The sequence below is a fragment of the Thermosynechococcus sp. HY596 genome (assembly GCF_030518715.1).
Lineage (GTDB): Bacteria > Cyanobacteriota > Cyanobacteriia > Thermosynechococcales > Thermosynechococcaceae > Thermosynechococcus.
The window spans coordinates 53,895-71,293 of the sequence record NZ_CP130346.1 but is presented as its reverse complement, the minus strand read 5'-3'; the positions used below and the strand labels follow the sequence as shown (position 1 = coordinate 71,293).

The 17,399-nt window shown below is 55.8% G+C and carries 13 protein-coding genes and 2 tRNA genes; 10 read left to right on the top strand and 5 right to left on the bottom strand.

Annotation, left to right across the window (positions count from 1 at the left end):
- Positions 1–28 precede the first annotated feature (28 nt).
- Genes QYC28_RS00335 through QYC28_RS00325 form a run of 3 tightly spaced genes read left to right on the top strand, consistent with a single transcriptional unit; the run spans position 29 to position 10,176 of the window.
- Complete coding sequence (locus tag QYC28_RS00335; protein WP_302679660.1) at positions 29–3,199, top strand: methyl-accepting chemotaxis protein; 3,171 nt, start codon at positions 29–31, stop codon at positions 3,197–3,199.
- A gap of 18 nt (positions 3,200–3,217) precedes the next feature.
- Positions 3,218–7,510: a response regulator gene (locus QYC28_RS00330; RefSeq protein WP_302679659.1), complete on the top strand. Its 4,293-nt coding sequence runs from the start codon at positions 3,218–3,220 to the stop codon at positions 7,508–7,510.
- Entirely contained in the window at positions 7,507–10,176 is a 2,670-nt protein-coding gene (locus QYC28_RS00325; protein ID WP_149817101.1) for an RNA helicase, read from the top strand. The genes QYC28_RS00330 and QYC28_RS00325 overlap by 4 nt, the downstream gene beginning before the upstream one ends.
- Positions 10,177–10,195: 19 nt before the next feature.
- On the opposite strand, the gene QYC28_RS00320 is transcribed toward QYC28_RS00325, so the two are convergent.
- A tRNA-Met gene (locus QYC28_RS00320) sits at positions 10,196–10,268 on the bottom strand.
- Between the two features lie 119 nt (positions 10,269–10,387).
- On the opposite strand from QYC28_RS00320, the gene QYC28_RS00315 reads away from it, so the two are divergent.
- The 4 genes from QYC28_RS00315 to QYC28_RS00300 are packed head-to-tail and all read left to right on the top strand — an operon-like array spanning position 10,388 to position 12,777.
- Positions 10,388–10,762, top strand: coding sequence for a DUF4346 domain-containing protein (locus QYC28_RS00315; protein WP_149817099.1), 375 nt, complete (start codon positions 10,388–10,390; stop codon positions 10,760–10,762).
- A gap of 37 nt (positions 10,763–10,799) precedes the next feature.
- Positions 10,800–11,252 carry a diheme cytochrome c gene (locus QYC28_RS00310; protein ID WP_226971977.1) on the top strand — a complete coding sequence of 151 codons (453 nt, stop codon included), beginning with the start codon at positions 10,800–10,802 and terminating at the stop codon, positions 11,250–11,252.
- 33 nt (positions 11,253–11,285) lie between these two features.
- Complete coding sequence (locus QYC28_RS00305) at positions 11,286–12,074, top strand: TIGR03943 family putative permease subunit (RefSeq protein WP_149817094.1); 789 nt, start codon at positions 11,286–11,288, stop codon at positions 12,072–12,074.
- Positions 12,075–12,078: 4 nt separating this feature from the next.
- Positions 12,079–12,777 carry an OB-fold-containig protein gene (locus QYC28_RS00300; protein WP_302679658.1) on the top strand — a complete coding sequence of 233 codons (699 nt, stop codon included), beginning with the start codon at positions 12,079–12,081 and terminating at the stop codon, positions 12,775–12,777.
- A gap of 11 nt (positions 12,778–12,788) precedes the next feature.
- On the opposite strand, the gene QYC28_RS00295 is transcribed toward QYC28_RS00300, so the two are convergent.
- Positions 12,789–12,861: transfer RNA gene (locus QYC28_RS00295), tRNA-Val, on the bottom strand.
- 203 nt (positions 12,862–13,064) lie between these two features.
- On the opposite strand from QYC28_RS00295, the gene QYC28_RS00290 reads away from it, so the two are divergent.
- Both QYC28_RS00290 and QYC28_RS00285 read left to right on the top strand, forming a co-directional pair.
- Positions 13,065–13,613 carry a thioredoxin family protein gene (locus tag QYC28_RS00290; protein WP_149817090.1) on the top strand — a complete coding sequence of 183 codons (549 nt, stop codon included), beginning with the start codon at positions 13,065–13,067 and terminating at the stop codon, positions 13,611–13,613.
- Between the two features lie 3 nt (positions 13,614–13,616).
- Positions 13,617–13,943, top strand: a complete 327-nt coding sequence (locus QYC28_RS00285; RefSeq protein WP_149817088.1) for a hypothetical protein — start codon at positions 13,617–13,619, stop codon at positions 13,941–13,943.
- On the opposite strand, the gene QYC28_RS00280 is transcribed toward QYC28_RS00285, so the two are convergent.
- Both QYC28_RS00280 and aroF read right to left on the bottom strand, forming a co-directional pair.
- Positions 13,924–14,424: a GNAT family N-acetyltransferase gene (locus QYC28_RS00280; protein ID WP_302679657.1), complete on the bottom strand. Its 501-nt coding sequence runs from the start codon at positions 14,422–14,424 to the stop codon at positions 13,924–13,926. The genes QYC28_RS00285 and QYC28_RS00280 overlap by 20 nt on opposite strands.
- Before the next feature lie 9 nt (positions 14,425–14,433).
- Entirely contained in the window at positions 14,434–15,465 is a 1,032-nt protein-coding gene (gene aroF / locus QYC28_RS00275; RefSeq protein WP_286649754.1) for a 3-deoxy-7-phosphoheptulonate synthase, read from the bottom strand.
- A 69-nt stretch (positions 15,466–15,534) separates the two neighbouring features.
- On the opposite strand from aroF, the gene QYC28_RS00270 reads away from it, so the two are divergent.
- Positions 15,535–16,401, top strand: a complete 867-nt coding sequence (locus QYC28_RS00270) for a peptidoglycan recognition family protein (RefSeq protein WP_302679656.1) — start codon at positions 15,535–15,537, stop codon at positions 16,399–16,401.
- Here the strand turns inward: QYC28_RS00270 and QYC28_RS00265 are convergent.
- The gene (locus tag QYC28_RS00265; RefSeq protein WP_302679655.1) at positions 16,398–17,270 is read right to left on the bottom strand and encodes an SDR family oxidoreductase; all 873 of its coding nucleotides are present in this window, start codon (positions 17,268–17,270) and stop codon (positions 16,398–16,400) included. The genes QYC28_RS00270 and QYC28_RS00265 overlap by 4 nt on opposite strands.
- Positions 17,271–17,399 lie beyond the last annotated feature (129 nt).

Below are 17,399 nucleotides of genomic sequence, written 5' to 3'. Positions count from 1 at the left end.
TGTCATCATCCATTCTGGGAGTAAGCCCATGGCATCCAGCAGCACCCAACACACCCAAGAATATCAAAAAGCGGTTGCCGCTTATGTGCAAGGCAACTATGAAGAGGCGGCCAAAATCACTGACCAATTGGTGGGCACCCGACCGGGCGATCCCAACCTACGGCTGCTGCGGGGGCACATTTACTGCTGTCAACAACGCTACAGCGAGGCTCAAGAGCAGTACCATGCGGTTCTCAATGCCACAACGGATCCAGAATTGATCAATCTGGCCAACGAGAGCCTTGCCAAGATTAAAGATTTGATTCCCGCTGCTGAACCTGCCAAGAACGGGGGCGAAGAATACCATACCACCCTGCAAGGAGATCACACCCAACTTCAGGGGGACAATACCTTTTTGCAAACCACGCCACCCATTGTGGAACCCCAAGCCGCAAGCCCTTCAGAGGAATTGAGTCTTGATCACTTTGATGACTTTGGTAGCGATTTAGGGACAAGTAACCCCTTTGACGATCTTGAGGTGGGCGGCATTGAGGAAGAATTTGGCGCCAGTTTAGAACAGGGTGCCTTTAATCCCTTCGACGAAGATGCGGCGGTTCAGGATCCCTTTGCCTTTTCGGCCAATTCTTTGGAGGAGCCAGTCGCAGACATTCCAGAAATTCCCATCGGCGAATCCGTGCAGCCCCTAGGTACAGAGTCCATCAGTGATGATGATGTCACAATGCTCATGGGAAGTTCTCCTTTGACCCCGTCCGAACCCGCCAGCCCTGTTTTTGATGGTGAGACATCAGAAAGTACTGCGGCTCCGTTTCAAGAAATGACGCCCCCCGCCCTTGAAACATTTGATGATCCCTTTGCTGCTGAAGTAGCCGTATCTGAAGAGAGTCTCTTTGGGGGGCTTACAGAATCGGGAGAAGCCAACGCTTCTGAAGAGAGCCTTTTTCCCGGTCTTGAGGAATCCCCAGCGGCAAATATGTCGGCAGAAAGTCTCTTTGGCGATATTGAGGAAGCCCCAGCAGCCAGCATTCCTGAAGAGAGCCTCTTGCCAAATCTGACGGCATCCATTGAGACCAATGTTCCTGAAGTCTCTACCTCTGCCGCTGGTATCAGTGATTTGTTGACCAATGAGGCGGCAGATGCCATTGAATTGTTGCCGCAGCCCGAATTCAGTTCTTCTGATGCGGCCGAGGAGGAAGACGATCTCTTTGGTGACTTCTCAGCTTCCCCTGAGGCTTTTGAAGCCCCAGATATTGTGGCAGAACCCCTGTCTCCTGAGGCCTTTGACCCCGCTACTTTTGAGGATGAGCAGACGATCGCCATGTCTGAGTTTCCCGCAGGTGAAACCGTTAGGGAGCCAGAGGCGCCAGCGATCGCGCAAGGGGAAGCGAGCTCTGGTGGTGCTGAACCCTTTGAATCCATTGCCGACTTTGACCTAGAGGATCTCTCCTTTGGCAATGCAGATCTCTCCGGTGCGGGATTTGATGATGAAATGACCATTGCCAATCCTCAAGTACATGGCATGGGGGCTGTTGGCTCAGATGCCACCGTGATGGCCGATGCCGGCACCGAGACCTTTGCAGTTTTACCGGATGAATTTGATCTCAGCCAGCAAAGTCTTGAGGACTTGGCCGATTTTAGCCTCAGCCTGAGCCAAAGCACCGCTAGCCGCGCTGAAACCCCACCCCCTCCAGCAAGTCAGGATCTGTCAGCCTTTACCGAGCAAGTACCCGTTGCAGCACCAGCGGCTACTGCGCCAACACCTTCCCGTAGTCCTCGTCCTGTGGCTAGAACAGTCCCAGCAACCTCAACGGCCACGAGTTCCTTTGGCCAGCAAAACATTACCTCAGCCGTAACCAGCGGTGTCCTTTCCGCCTTGGCTGCGGGTGCCGTTAGTTTAGGCTTTAGTGCCTCCGGCCCTGCGCCTTTAGTGAGTGGTACTGCTGCTGGTCTCACCGCCGGGGTGGCCGTCTATGCCATGGGGCAGCGCAGTGTCAGCCGCATCAAGCGCTTCTGTACAGATTTGCAGGCACAGTGTAATGCCGTGATTGCTGGTGATATGACGGCGCGGGTGCCGGTCACCAGTAACGATGAACTGGGACTCTTGGCACAAAGCTTTAACCAAATGACGGATACCATCCAGCAAATTACTGCTGATGCCCAGAAAAAAGCAGAGGAAAACGAACGGCAGCGGGATGATTTACAGCGCCAAGTGATCCGACTCCTCGATGATGTGGAGGGTGCCGCCCGCGGTGACCTGACCGTACAAGCGGAAGTGACAGCGGACGTGCTCGGCGCAGTGGCCGACTCCTTTAACCTGACAATTCACAACCTGCGGACGATTGTGCAACAGGTGAAAATTGCCGCCCAGCAGGTGAGTCGCGGTGCCGCAGAAAACGAAACCTTTGCCCGTAGTCTCTCAGCAGATGCTCTGCGGCAAGCGGAGGAGCTAGCGGTCACCCTGAACTCGGTGCAGATGATGACCAACGCCATTCAGCGGGTGGCCGAAAGTGCCCAAGAAGCTAATGAGGTGGCACGCAATGCTTCAGAAACAGCCCTCCGTGGTGGTGAGGCGGTGGAACGCACAGTGGCGGGTATTTTGCAGATTCGGGAAACGGTGGCCGAGACTACCCGCAAGGTGAAGCGCCTAGCGGAATCTTCCCAAGAGATTGCCAAGATTGTCGGTGTGATCTCGTCGATCGCCAACCGCACGAACCTGTTGGCCTTGAACGCCAGTATTGAGGCCGCACGAGCTGGGGAAGCAGGTCGGGGGTTTGCGGTGGTCGCCGATGAGGTGCGGCAACTGGCAGACCGGTCAGCTAAGGCCTCAAAGGAAATTGAACAGATTGTGTTGCAAATTCAAAGCGAGACCGGTGCGGTGATGACCGCCATGGAAGAGGGCACACAGCAGGTGATTGAGGGCACCAAGCGAGCAGAACAGGCCAAGCATGCCCTTGAGGACATCATCCAAGTGTCGTCGCAAATTGATACCCTTGTGCGCTCGATTACCAACGCTACGGTCGAGCAAACAGAATCGGCGCGAGCCATGGCTCAGGTGATGCAATCCATTGAGTTGACAGCGCAGGCCACCTCTCAGGAGGCACAGCGGGTGTCTGACTCGTTGCAAGGTCTAGTGAGTGTGGCACGCAACTTGCAAGCATCGGTGGAACGGTTCCGCGTTGAAAATACTGAAGATCAAGCCTAAGCAATCCGGGAGGGGGCTATGCAAAGCGATCAACAAAAGCGCATTCTTGGCTACTTCATTGAGGAGGCGCAGGAACACCTGACCACCATTGAAGACAGTTTGATGAATCTCCAGCAGGTGGTCAATGACCCCGAGGCGATGAGTGAAATGTTTCGGGCAGCCCACTCCGTCAAAGGGGGAGCGGCTATGCTCGGACTCCATAGCATTCAGCACACCGCCCACAAGCTGGAGGACTACTTCAAAATTCTGCGGGAACACCCCGTAACGGTGGATGAAACCCTAGAGCAACTCTTTTTGCAAGCCTTTGATGCGCTGCGGGAACTCCTCGATGAATTGCAAGGCCCCTTTGGTTTGACGGAGGAGACAGCAACGGCAACGCTGAATCGGGTGGAGCCAGTCTTCAATCAACTGCAAGCCCACTTGAGCCACCTGACCCAGGGAGCGGAGGTGGCGCCCCCTGTAGCTGCGCCTTCTCCCCCTGTGGCCGAACCCGTTAAGCCGCCGGTACAACCCGTTGTTGATTCCAGCTACCGCTTAGTCTTTCAAACGGAGGTGCCCGATCGCCTGCGGGCAATGTTACAACTCTTTAAGCAGCCCGATTCGCCCCAAGTGCGGCAAGAATTGGCGGCGGCCTGTTCTAATTTGGGTCAATTGGGGGAAACCTTTGCGCTGCCCCAGTGGGTTGAATTGCTGGCGATCGCCCAACAGGCGGTGAGTAACACAGCTCAGCCCCTCACGGCCTTGGCACCCGTGGTGATCAAAGAGATTATGGCGGCTCGCGACTTGGTGCTCAATGGTCAAGGCAGTGCGATTCGTCCCAGTGACAGTTTAGTGGCGCTTCAGCCCCCTGTGATTGAGGAAGCGCCGGCTGTTGTTCCAGAAGCGCCAGAGCCTGCGGTCTTAGAATCAGCTCCCGTCACCCTTGAGGAACCACTGCAACCCCTTGAAATGGCCTCTGAGGTTGCTCCGCTAGAGGTGAGGGTGCCTGAAGAAGAGATTGCCGAGCCAATGGAGCCAATGAGCAGCGGTGGCGATGGTGTCACTGTTTTTGGCGAGGAGAGTGGGACTGATTTCCAAGAATTGAGTGACATTTTTAGTGATGCCACAGCGCTGCCGACGGACTGGCTGGAGGACACCCTTGAGGAGGATTTGGCCAGTTTAGGGCTGGGGGATGAAGCGGCCTTTGATGAGGAGATTTCCGACTTTTTGAACATGACCGCTGCTGAGGAGTTGCCTGAGGCAGAACCCAGCCTTGATGCCATCCTCGATGAAATTGAAGAACTCTCGGGTGAGCTGGTCTCTGCGGAGGTGGAGGAAGCATCCCTCGATGACCTCACGCCGCCAGCGATCGCCGAAAGTATGGCTGAGGCCCTTGAGGCGCCCTTGACACTTGACCGTCCTCTTGAGGAGAGTGCAGCCACAGAACCCGTCGAACTTGGTCTGGATGCATTCCTTGAACAATTCACCGAGGAAGCCCCCTCAGAGGTGGCCGCTCTTGATGAGGCAGTTGCTTCCCTAGAAGACTTTTTGGGTGAGGTGGAAACCACTGAGGCTTCCGATCTGCTTCCCCTAGAAGAGGACTTTGAGATCCCTGCTCTCAGTGATGTTGCTGAGGATGTGGCTGAGTTCCTCGAAGAGGTGCCGGGTCTCAACGATGCCCTAGAAAACTTGGTCGTAGATAATGCGGCGGAAGAAGCCCTCGCGGAATTTATTGCCCCGCCAAGCCCTGATGATCCTTGGGCAGAAACGCCATCCGAGGCGCCGGCGATCGCTGAGCCAAGTATGCCTGAAGTCACAGCGGCAAATATTGCTGAACCCGAAGCACTAGTGGAGGAGATTGTACCCGCTCCTGAGACTGCTAGCCTTGCCGAGCTAGAATCCCTCATGGAAGCCTCCCTAACCTCTCCTGAGGCTGCGACCGTTGCTGAATCTGAAGCCTTGGCCGAGGAATCTCTCGCCTCTCCTGAAGCTGCGGGCATGACGGAACCTGAAGGGTTGGTGGAGGACTCTATCCTCTCCCCTGAAGCAGCCAGCATGGCAGAACTGGAAGCACTGGTGAATGATGCCACTGTGCCTGCTAGCCCCGAAAGCGTCCTAGAGGAATTGGAGGGGTTGATTGAGCAAAGTGCAACGAGTACAACCCCACCTGAGGCTGCCACATTCAATGAATTGGATCAGCTTTTAGAGACGGCGGCACCACCTACAGCGGCCTTTGAGGATCTCGAGCAACTCTTGGGGCAATCCACCCCAGCCCCTGCCACCGCTGATGATAGTTTTGCCGATTTAGAGAAATTAATTCCCCAACCCGCAGGGAGTAGTGCGAAGGCGGCCACCCCTCGCCGAGCCGGGGCAGGGCCAAAAGGTGGCTCCTTGGTGGAGCAAACCATGCGGGTACCTGTACGCCACCTCGATACCTTGAGTAACCTCGTTGGGGAGTTGGTGGTCAACCGCAATAGCCTCGAAGACACCCAAGAACGCCTGCGGCAGTTTCTTGATAACTTGCTCTACCAAGTCCAACAACTGGGGGATGTCAGCCAACAAATGCAAGACCTCTACGAGCGATCGCTCCTTGAGAGTTCACTGTTGGGCGTCACGACAGCACGGGCAGCCAATGGCCAAGGGGAACGGGGAACCCACGCCACAGGGGTCGAGTTTGATGCCTTGGAAATGGATCGCTTTACCGGCTTCCACACCCTCTCGCAGGAGGTGATTGAGCGAATTGTGCGGGTGCGGGAGGCCGCCGATGACATCCAATATGTCGTTGATGAAGTGGAGCAGGTGGCACGGCAGTTTCGTCAAGTCACTACCCAAGTTCAAGAGGGGTTGAGCCGCTCCCGAATGGTGCCCTTCCGTGAAATGTCTGTCCGCTTGCCGGGTGCCGTGCGCCGCGTTGCCAGTACCATTGGCAAACAGGTGGAACTGAAGATTGAAGGGGAAGATACCCTCATTGACAAGGGCATCCTCGAAAAGCTCTTTGACCCGATGACCCACCTGATTAATAACGCCGTCTATCACGGTATTGAACCCCCCGAAGAGCGGCGGCGATTGGGCAAACCTGAAAAAGGCTTGATTCGCGTGCGAGCCTTCTATCAAGGCAGTCAAGCGATTATCTCCGTCAGTGACGATGGGGCGGGGATTGACCCAGAACGGGTAAAACGCAAGGCGATCGAGAAGGGTCTCCTGAAGGAGGCGGATGCCCCCAACCTATCGCGCCAAGAGGTCTATGCCTTCCTCTTCCAGTCGGGATTTAGCACCAAAGATCAAGCCGATGCCCTTGCCGGTCGCGGTGTGGGGATGGATGTGGTGCGCAAAAATCTGGAGGACATTCGCGGCACGATTAACATTGACTCTACGGTGGGCAAAGGCACCACCTTTACGATCCGCTTGCCGCTGACGCTGAGTATTACCAAAGCCCTCTGCTGCATTGATAACCACTGCCGCATTGCCTTCCCCATTGACGGTGTGGAGGATATGCTGGATATTCCCCAAGAGCGCATCCAAAATCTAGAAGATGGTCAGCGTGTCCTCTCGTGGCACGATCGCCTGCTGCCGGTGCGTAAACTTGGGGACTTGCTCAAGTACAGCCGCAATATTAGCCGCAGCAATGTCTATGGCGGGAGCAGTCAAGACGATGGCATGGTCTCAATTGTTGTGCTGCGCAGCGGCGATGATCTCGTGGCCATGGAGGTGGATCAGGTCATCGGCGAACAGGAAATCGTGATTAAGCAGTTGTCTGGACCGGTGCCGAAGCCGGTGGGGGTAGCGGGAGTCACAGTTCAAGGGGATGGTCGCGCGATGGCGATCGCCGACGTGCTGGAAATTATTGACCTGTCCCTAGGACGCATGGATCGCGACTGGCGTGGCTTTGGTCACACCATGGATGTTGCGGAACCCGAGGAAGCCTCCGAACCCTTGGTGCTGATTATCGACGACTCGATTACGGTGCGGGAGTTGCTCTCAATGACCTTTACGCGGGCAGGCTACCGCGTCGAGCAGGCACGGGATGGTCAAGATGCGTGGGAAAAACTGCGCTCGGGCTTGCCCTGTGACTTGGTCTTCTGTGACATTGAGATGCCACGCATGGATGGCTTGGAGTTGCTCTCGCGGATTCAAAAGGATCCCAAACTCAACCATCTGCCGATCGCCATGCTGACCTCACGGGGCGCCGATCGCCACCGCAAGATGGCCGCACAACTGGGGGCACGGGGCTACTTTACGAAGCCCTATCTCGAGGAGCAATTACTGGATGCGGCGGCACGGCTCCTCAGGGGTGAAGTTCTGGTGCAGCAGGAGCCGACACCTACCCCATGAGTGAGCGATCGCCGGCCCTAGCAGACTTCCTTGCCCAACTCCCCTTTGAACTGGATGCCTTTCAAGAAGCGGCGATCGCTGCCCTTGATGCCGGTCGCTCTGTGGTGGTCTGTGCTCCTACGGGGTCAGGTAAAACCCTCATTGGTGAGTATGCAATTCATCGCGCCCTGACGCGGCAGCAGCGGGTTTTTTACACCACCCCCCTCAAGGCACTCTCAAACCAGAAGTGGCGTGACTTTCAGCAGCAGTTTGGCGCGGAGCAGGTCGGCCTCTTGACCGGGGATGTCTCGATTAACCGCGATGCCCCGATTCTGGTGATGACGACGGAAATTTTCCGCAATATGCTCTACGGCACCCCCATTGGCGAAGTGGGTACCTCCCTTGCGGGGGTTGAAGTGGTGGTGCTCGATGAATGCCACTACATGAACGATCGCCAGCGGGGCACCGTTTGGGAAGAATCGATCATCTACTGCCCCAAGGAAATTCAACTGGTGGCCCTCTCCGCCACGATCGCCAACGGCGAGCAACTCACCGACTGGATTCAATCCGTCCATGGGGATGCTGAACTGATCTACTCCGACTGGCGACCGATACCGCTGCACTTTTACTTTTGCAATGGCAAGGGACTCTTCCCCCTCTTGGACGGCCAACGCAAACGCCTCAACCCGAAGCTCCACGGCCAGCCCGAACTGCGGCGACGCGGCGGCAAGCGGGACTTTTTGAACATCCGCTACGTGGTCAGCCAACTGCAACAGCGGGAGATGCTGCCGGCCATTTACTTTATCTTTAGCCGGCGCGGCTGTGACCAAGCGGTTCAAGAGGTCCTGGGCATGAATCTCCTCACCAAGGCAGAACAGCAAGCACTAGCGGCGCGGGTCGAGGCCTTTTTGGCACAACATCAGGACATTGTTGCCCCGGAAATGATTGCCCCCCTCTACCAAGGGATTGCCGCTCACCATGCCGGGGTGCTACCCGTGGTGAAAACCCTTGTGGAAACCCTCTTTCAAGAAGGCCTAATCAAACTCGTCTTTGCTACGGAAACGCTGGCCGCAGGGATCAATATGCCCGCGCGCACCACTGTGATTTCTACCCTCTCGAAGCGCACCGACAGCGGTCATCGGCTCTTGACGGCCTCGGAATTTTTGCAAATGGCAGGGCGAGCCGGCCGCCGCGGCATGGATACGGTGGGTCATGTGGTCACCTTGCAAACCCCCTTTGAGGGTGCCCATGAAGCGGCATTTTTGGCCACCGCCGCCCCGGATCCCCTCATTAGCCAATTTACCCCCAGCTATGGCATGGTCTTGAACCTGCTCCAACGCCACACCCTCGAAGAAGCGCGGGAATTGGTGGAGTGCAGTTTTGGGCAGTATTTGGCCACATTGCAACTGACCCCGCAGCGGCAGGCGATCGCCCAACTGGAAACGGAATTGCAAACCGTGCAACAACGCCTCACAGGCATTGATCGGCAGCAACTAGCACAGTATCAGAAGCTGCGGGAACGGCTGCGGCAGGATCAACGCCTCCTGAAAATCCTCGAACAGCAGGCGGAGCAGGAACGTGCCCAAGAACTCCTCCCCTTTATGATGGCAGTGCCGCCGGGGACGTGGCTCCATATCAAATCCCCCCTGCGGGATCATCCCCCCTTAGCCGCCATCCTCTGTCAGCCCGTTGCTGGTTCCGGGCAGTTGCCCCACTGGCTGTGTCTTGCGGCCGATGGTCGCTTTCGGGTCGTTGACATTGATGATATTTTGGCTGTCTATCCCGATCGCCCCCCCTGTAGCAATCTCCCCCCGCCCCCAGAGGCAATGAAACTGCGTCTAGGGGAAAGTTATCCCTGCAATGAGGCGAATCACTACCTCGGTACCCTCCCGGATCTGCCACCTGTCTTAGCCGCGCCAGAAGTGGCTGCCCAAGCCGCTAAAATCGCTGACCTTGAGGCCAAACTCACGCAACTCCAAGCCAGTCTGCCGCAAAATGTCCATTCGCTGCTGCGCTTAGTTCGTCGCGAAGAACGGCTACAAACGGAACTGCGCGATCGCCAGCACAAGCTCCAGCAACAGTCCCAACGCCACTGGGAGCAATTTCTTGCCCTCATTGCTGCCCTGCAGGACTTTGGTGGCCTCAACGACCTAACCCCCACCCCCCTTGGGGAAATGGCCGCTGCCCTGCGGGGCGAAAATGAACTGTGGTTGGCCCTAGCCTTAGCCTCTGGCGAATTCGATGACTTGCCCCCCCATCTCTTGGCGGCAGCGATCGCAGCTCTAGTGACTGAAACCCCCCGTTCCGACTGTTGGTGCAACTACCCCATTGCCAGTGAGGTGGAAGAACGCTTGGCCGCCCTCAGCCCCATTCGCCGTCGGCTGTTTCAGGTGCAGCGTCGCCATCACATCATCTTTCCCCTCTGGTACGAGTGGGATCTCATTGGCTTGGTAGAGCAGTGGGCCTTGGGCACGCCGTGGAATGAATTGTGCACTGAAACCAATCTCGATGCCGGCGATATTGTGCGATTGCTGCGGCGCACCCTCGATTTTCTTTCCCAGATTCCCCATGCGCCCCACACCAGTCCCCAACTCCGCCAAAGCGCCCAGCAGGCACGCTACCTCCTCGATCGCTTCCCCGTGAATGACTTGCTAGAAGAAGTCGAGCTAGAGGCAGCAACCGTATAGTTTGAATCGTCATAGGGAGTGGCTCAGGCGGGATTTGAACCTGCGACCTTGGGCTTATGAGTCCCCTGCTCTAACCACTGAGCTACTGAGCCGAAATTTTTGCACAATTCTCATTATAACGCGAATGTCCCAAAACTCAAGGCTCCGCCCGCAGATTCCAGTCGAGTTCGCCGTACAATAAAGGGTGGATCCATTAGAGGAAAGATAGGCGTTGAGCAAAGCAGAACGCACGGCGCTTGACAACAAGCTATCGCAGCGATTTATTCATCTCGATCCGGCAGGGTATTTCATTATCTACATTGACCCTGCGCAAGAACTGATCTGGATGAAACACTATCCCAATGACATCAATGAGAAGGGCTTAGCGGTGGATCCCGATACGGGGGAACCCATTCCCACCAAAGGGAAAGTAACGCGGGAACCCGATCTAGTACTCAGCGGTCGAACAGCCAAGGAGTTGTGTATTGAACTCTTTGAAAAGGATCGCCAACTGGTGACGATGTTTGACCATGCGGCCTATCTCGGTCGTGAATTGATGCGGGCACAGTTTTGTTTGGATGAAGGGCTTGAGTATATCCAAGATTAGACAACACTGGCGCTGGGGGGTAGGGGCAGTTCTTTTGATGCTCTGTGCCCTAGTGGGTACAGCCTTAGCAGCGATCGCCACCCCAGACTTGAGCGGTACCGTCGATGTTTTGCCCTTGAATGCCCAGTTGGGAGCGCAAATCTATCTACGGCGCTGTGGCAGTTGTCATCTCGCAGTCCCCCCGGAAACATTGCCCACTCAGGCATGGCAGGTACTGATTCAAGATACCAATCACTACGGCGCAACCCTCGAACCCATTCCCCGTCCAGAGTTGGTTCCCCTGTGGAACTATTTGCGCACCTATTCTCGACCCCTGCCCAACGATGCCCAAATTCCCTTTCGCGTCGGGCGATCGCCCTTCTTTCGTATCCTCCATCCCCGTGTTGCGGTGCCGCAGCCCGTCACCCTCGATGGTTGTGCCCAGTGTCATCCCAAGGCCACCCTCTTTAACTTTCGTGAGCTAAGTCCGCAGTGGCAGGATTCCCCCTAGAATGTTTAGGGATGGCGAATTTTCCACCGCCCCATGTTTTCTAGCGCCTCCAATCGCTATTCTCCGCGTGTCCAACGCATGATGATGCGCCGTCGCTGGCTACAGCAAGAGTGGTGGACGGTTGTGGCACTCCTCCTCTGGGGAATGTTGTTTCTCCGATATTGGTTGCAGGGGCGACTGGGGTTACTGATTCACCCCAACTACTTTGGACTGGCGATCGCCGCTGGGTTTCTTTTAGTTACTGTGAGTGGTTGGCAAGGGTGGCGGTTGTGGCGGGGGCGAGTGACACCTGTGCAGCATGTTGCGCTCTTACCGGCTCGTTGGACGCTCAGTATTCTGATTGTTGCGGCAGTGGTGGGGTTGGTGATTACGCCTCGTCCTTTCAATAGTGCCACGGCCATTCATCGCGGTCTCGAGGATGGCTTGACAGTGACCCGCAATAGTCCAGTGGCCTTTCGCCTCAATCAACGGCCTGAGGAGCGCACGCTCATTGACTGGATTCGCACCCTTGATGTCTATCCCGAACCCGATGCCTATAGGGGGTTGCCCGCTCGCGTTGAGGGATTTGCGGTCCATAGTCCCCAACTGCCAGAGACTTATCTCACGCTCACCCGTTTTGTCATTACCTGTTGTGCAGCGGATGCCTATCCTGTGGGACTGCCCGTGAAATTGGGGCGATCGCGCCAAGCCTATCCCCAGGATCAGTGGTTTCGCGTTGAAGGTCGGATGACCACAGAAACCCTCAACGACCGCCGCCAATTGGTATTGGTTGCTGAGACGATAACGCCGATTCCTGAGCCTGAAAATCCCTTTATGTACTAAGGCAATGCTGTTTCACTTGATTCACACTCCCTACTGGATTGTCTTGGGCATGGGGGTCTTGCTCTTTTTGACGGTGATCCTTGGCGATGTGGGCGCTGAAGAGGTCGACCTAGAGGGAGATGCCGATCCCTTGGAAGTGGAGGTCGATCTAGAGGAGGGCATCTCATTTCTGACAATTTTGCATTGGTTGGGGGTGGGGAGAGCGTCCCTCATTCTCTTGCTCGCCTTAGACTTTAGCCTTTTGGGCGTGCTGGGCTGGTTTTTTAATGTTCTCTTTTACACCCTGAGTGGCAGTTGGCCGGGGGTGGTGTGGTCTGGGGTGATTGCGATCGCGGCACTGCTGTTGGCGCTAACAATTGGGGGGCTGTGTTCACGGCCTTTGGGGCAAATTTTTGCGCAGTTTAGTGAAGATACCAGTCGCGATCGCCTGCTGGGGTGCAGTGGCCACGTCAGTTCTGCCCATATTCCCCGCAGTGGTACTGGTATTGGCCAAGTGAGTGTTTTGGATGCCAATCGCAATCGGCTGATTCTGCCGGCAGTGCTCCCCCCTTGGGCAACGGTCACCCCCCAGCATGGTCAGGAGATTTTAATTATCGATCGCCAAGAGAATGAGTACATCGTCGTGGCCAAAGACAGCTTGGATGAAGCCACATGGTTACGCCAGCAGCGGCAATCTCAGATTAAAGATAGCGAAGAGTCTTAGGGAATCCTTGATGGGCGGTGAGGGACTCGAACCCCCGACAGCCTCGGTGTAAACGAGATACTCTACCAACTGAGTTAACCGCCCAAGTTCCAGAATATCTATCATAGCAAAGGTATAGCCCATTTATAAAATAACGGTACACAAAGCGGATAGGAGCTTGTGCTACAGAAGTTTGAACCTTTCAAGCCCCTTCAATCTCCATGAAAAGCGCTGTACGTCAACATGGGTCAACTCTTGCGAAGAAAATCCGCTAGGATCAACGTGTTGAGACGTGCAAGGAATGCCCTATGGGAGCAGCAACGGCAGCCAGTGGTCAACGGTTACGGAATTTTGTGATTGCTGTTGTCGCCATTCTCATTAGTCTTGCCCTATTGGCGGGTCTGCGCAGTAGCAATCAACCCCTCACCCTCGCCGAGCAAGCCCGCCAAGCCACCCCTTGGGAGGAGGCTCAAGTCAATGGCAAGCCGACACTTTTGGAGTTTTACGCCAACTGGTGTAGCACCTGTCGTTCGATGGCCAAGGATTTGGGGGAATTAAAGGCGCAATATCGCGATCGCCTGAACTTCGTCATGCTGAATGTGGACAACACTAAGTGGCTACCGGAAATTGAGCAATTTAATGTGGATGGCATTCCCCATTTTGTCTTTCTGAATCGGCAATTGGAACCCCAAGCAGTGGCGATCGGCCTCCAACCCAAGGAAGTGATGGCCAAAAATCTTGAAGCCCTCAGCAATAACCTCCCCTTGCCCTACGGTCAACTGACGGGTGAAATGTCCCAACTCACGAGTTCCCTCGCCCGCCAACGCAGTGATGATCCCCGCAGTCATGGGGGCTAGGTTGTGGAACCCCAAGATGAGGTGCGTCAGGTTTATGAAGAGACGCAAACACGGATGGCAGAGCTTTACCGTGAGTACGAGCAGATCAAAGCCACCCAAGCACGGTTAAAAGGACGTAATCAGGCTGCCCTAGATCAAGAGCGCGATCGCCTCGTCCAAGAGCTGCGGCAACTAGAGGCGGAGTTTGGCCTCACACTGCTTTTTCATCTGGGGGAGGCGGCACGGGAACGCTGGCAGGACATTCTGGCTCAAGAAAACTTTTGGCAGTTTGTGCGCTTTGCCGGTTTGGGGTTTGTTCTTGGCATCTTGGTTAAGACCCTGACGGGTTAGACCCCTGCCCAAGGTTTAAGGCCGTTTGCCAGAGTCCGGGCCGCGAATTGGGAATCGGCATGGCACCAACGGTCTTTGCGTAAAAGTCCTCTGAGGAAACCCAGCCAATCACGGCATAGGCATAGCCCGCTGCCTGCATCTGAGCCAAGGTTAACTGCAACAGCAGGCGACCAATCCCCCGCCCGCGATAGGGTTCGGCCACAGCCATTGGCCCAAACAGTCCCAGGGCGGCTGCATCGTAGCAGGCAAAGCCTAGAAGTTCGCCATTTTCAACTGCAATCAGTCCGCGGGGCGGTCTCTGGCTCAAGGCAAGAGCCACTTCACTGCGCCAACCGGCACTAAAGCGATCGCCCACCCACTGGACAATCCAGTCTACTTCTGACCCCAAAGGCTGGCGGTAGTGAATTCCCTGCTGCTGATGCGCCATGACGGCGGGCCAATCCACCGCTAGCTCGTAGAGCTTGACCAGCATATCGGTCATCTCGGCAGCCTATCGACTGAGACTCACAAGGGGACGTTGCAGGGCCTGCATCAACTCATCAAACTGATCGGGCGTGAGGGATTGGGCACCATCGGAGAGGGCTTTTGCTGGGTTGGGGTGCACTTCAATCATCAGGGCATCGGCGCCCGCGGCCACGGCGGCTTTGGCCATCGGCGGAACAAATTCTGCCCAGCCGGTGCCATGACTGGGGTCAATCATAATCGGCAGATGGGTGAGCTTGCGCAGCACCGGAATCGCTGCTAAATCCAAGGTATTGCGGGTATATTCACGGTCAAAGGTGCGAATGCCCCGTTCACAGAGAATCACATTGGGGTTCCCTGCCGCCAAAATGTACTCCGCCGCCATCAGCCATTCCTCGATGGTGGCAGACATCCCCCGTTTCAGGAGCACAGGTTTGGGCTGGGCACCCACCCGCTTGAGAAGCGAAAAGTTTTGCATATTACGGGCACCAATTTGCAGCACATCGGCTACTTCGGCAATTTTGTCTAGATCCGCTGCGTCCATGACTTCGGTAATGATGCCCAAGCCCGTTTTTTCTTTTGCTGCTGCCAACAGATCAAGGGCACTTTCACCATGGCCTTGGAAGGCATAGGGGGAGGTACGGGGTTTATAGGCGCCACCGCGGAGAAACTTGGCACCCGCCGCTTTCACCCGCTGCGCTGTTTCAAGGATCATCGCTTCATTTTCAACGGAGCAAGGCCCTGCCACCACCACCACATCATGACCTTCGCCGAAAATAACTTCGCCGTTGGGCGTTGGCACCACCACTTCACTGGGTTCACCGTGGCGATACTCGCGACTGGCTCGCTTGAAGGGCTGCTCAACCCGCAGCACATGCTCAATCCAAGGGCTAATTTCCTGAATCCGCAGGGGATCGAGTTCCGCAGTTTCGCCGACAAGGCCGATAACTACCTTGTGCTTGCCCACAATTTTTTCGGGGGTGAGTCCCCAAGTGCGCATCTCAGCGCTGACCCGCTCAATCTCTTCACCGGGGGTGCCACTTTTTAGAACGATAATCATCCGCTTGCTGATCCCAAATTTTCGGCTTAGGGTTTGATTGTATTGTGCCAAATTGGTTCCGTTCTGCCTATGCTGCATCGTTTCCGAGGCCTGCGGTGGATGATTTCGCTGGCGATCGCTACTGTGGTTGTGCTGTCCCTGTGGAGTGTGATGATTGGCTCTATCCCCAGTGGCGATCGCCCCCTTGATTTGAGTCAAGCGGTCTCCATTGATGATCCCCAATTTGATCCGCCAACGGACTCATCGCCCTCACCCCCGCTGCCAGAGAATACCCTGCTGCCTCTACAACGCAGTGATGGCGCCGCCTATGAACGCCTTTTTGCTCAAGTCCGCCAAGTTCATCAACAGTGTTTATTTACGCCCCCTTGGTACAGTGTCCCCATCGACCGCACCAATTTTGGCGATCGCTACCGTACCGATATTCGGGGTCAAGTGGTGACCTACCCGCCCCTGATTGTTCTCCATGAAACCGTGGCCTCCGCCCAAGCCACCCTCAACTTTTTCCAAACGCCGCATCCCCGCGATGAAGATCAAGCCAGCTATCATGAATTGATCACCCTGCAGGGGTGGCTGCTGCACTTAGTGCCTTGGTCAAAGCGTGCTTATGGTGCGGGCAACTCTGTCTTTGGCAGGGAAACGGTGCAGACCAATCCTCGCCTTGCCCCTTCGGTGAACAATTTTGCCCTCCACTTTTCCTTGGAAACACCGCCCCAAGGTCGCCACGATCGTCCCCAGCACGCAGGCTATACCGATGCCCAATACCGCGCCTTGGCTTGGCTAGTGTCCCAAACCGGCATTGATCTCCAACGGGTAACCACCCATGCGGCGGTGGATCGCTCTGGGGAGCGCATGGATCCGCGTAGTTTTGACTGGGCCACGTTTAATCGCTATTGGCAGGCCTATCGCGATCGCCCCTGTGGGGATATCTCCAGCTAGAAGTAGCGATCCAAGAAGGTCTCTAAAGACTCAAAGGAGAGTTGAAAATAGGTTTGGGCACGTTCAATTTCACTGGCAGGGCAGAGACTTTCATAGGCCAATAGGGTTCGCAGCGTTCCTAGGCTGGCCTCAAGATCCCGATTCATCACTCCCAAAAACTGACGAGCGCCGTCAATCACGCCTAGGGGAACCGTCATGACAAAGGGGCGTTTATTGAAAAAGCGACCAAGGCGATCGGCAATCTCTTGGCGGGTTAAGACCTCTGGATGTGCCAAGCTAAAAATGGCCGGTTGGCTGGCTTGACTAGCCATGAGAATACAGCGGGCTAAATCCTCGGGACTGAGCAGTTGCAGGCGGTGCTGGGGATCTCCAAGGACAATGTAAACCCCCGTCTGCTGAAAGCGCTCCGCAAGGGGCAGCAAACTAGACATAAGGGTGGGGCAGCGAAAAATGGTGTAGTTGAGGCCACTGCTGATGAGCACCTGCTCGACTTCGTACTTGGCCTTGAGAAAGGGGGACTGCTGGCGATCGCCCGTCACCACCAAAGGAGAAATCAAGGTTATATGGCGTACCCCCTGTTCCTGAGCCGCCTGAATCACATCCAACGTGGCACGGTAATCAATGGCCTGAATGGCACGGCTGAGTAACTGACTACCATGGCAGCAAATCACCGCCTCCACGCCCGCCATGGCAGCCTGAATATCGCGGGGCTGTTGCAGATCGCCAATGAAAATCTCGGCACCCCATTCCTTGAGGAGATCGTATTGGCTCGTTAGGCGCACAAAGGCTCGTACGGGTAGCCCCAACGTGATACAGCGGCGCACCACCCGCAAACCCAATTGTCCTGTGGCACCCGTGACCAGATACATGAAGCGGAACTATTAAGGGATTCTTGTCTCAGCGTGCCCTAGGGAGAGCTACAATGCAAGACGCTTGAAGGATATGCAGGGGGGAATGCGCTAACCTAAGGAATACCCTTGAGAATCTTCACAACAACT

Bases quoted from the DNA above. Each gene is read 5' to 3' on its own strand.
- QYC28_RS00335 (WP_302679660.1), top strand. From the start codon at position 29: ATGGCATCCAGCAGCACCCAACACACCCAAGAATATCAAAAAGCGGTT.
- QYC28_RS00330 (WP_302679659.1), top strand. From the start codon at position 3,218: ATGCAAAGCGATCAACAAAAGCGCATTCTTGGCTACTTCATTGAGGAG.
- QYC28_RS00325 (WP_149817101.1), top strand. From the start codon at position 7,507: ATGAGTGAGCGATCGCCGGCCCTAGCAGACTTCCTTGCCCAACTCCCC.
- QYC28_RS00310 (WP_226971977.1), top strand. From the start codon at position 10,800: ATGCTCTGTGCCCTAGTGGGTACAGCCTTAGCAGCGATCGCCACCCCA.
- QYC28_RS00305 (WP_149817094.1), top strand. From the start codon at position 11,286: ATGTTTTCTAGCGCCTCCAATCGCTATTCTCCGCGTGTCCAACGCATG.
- QYC28_RS00300 (WP_302679658.1), top strand. From the start codon at position 12,079: ATGCTGTTTCACTTGATTCACACTCCCTACTGGATTGTCTTGGGCATG.
- QYC28_RS00290 (WP_149817090.1), top strand. From the start codon at position 13,065: ATGGGAGCAGCAACGGCAGCCAGTGGTCAACGGTTACGGAATTTTGTG.
- QYC28_RS00280 (WP_302679657.1), bottom strand. From the start codon at position 14,424: ATGACCGATATGCTGGTCAAGCTCTACGAGCTAGCGGTGGATTGGCCC.
- aroF (WP_286649754.1), bottom strand. From the start codon at position 15,465: ATGATTATCGTTCTAAAAAGTGGCACCCCCGGTGAAGAGATTGAGCGG.
- QYC28_RS00270 (WP_302679656.1), top strand. From the start codon at position 15,535: ATGCTGCATCGTTTCCGAGGCCTGCGGTGGATGATTTCGCTGGCGATC.
- QYC28_RS00265 (WP_302679655.1), bottom strand. From the start codon at position 17,270: ATGTATCTGGTCACGGGTGCCACAGGACAATTGGGTTTGCGGGTGGTG.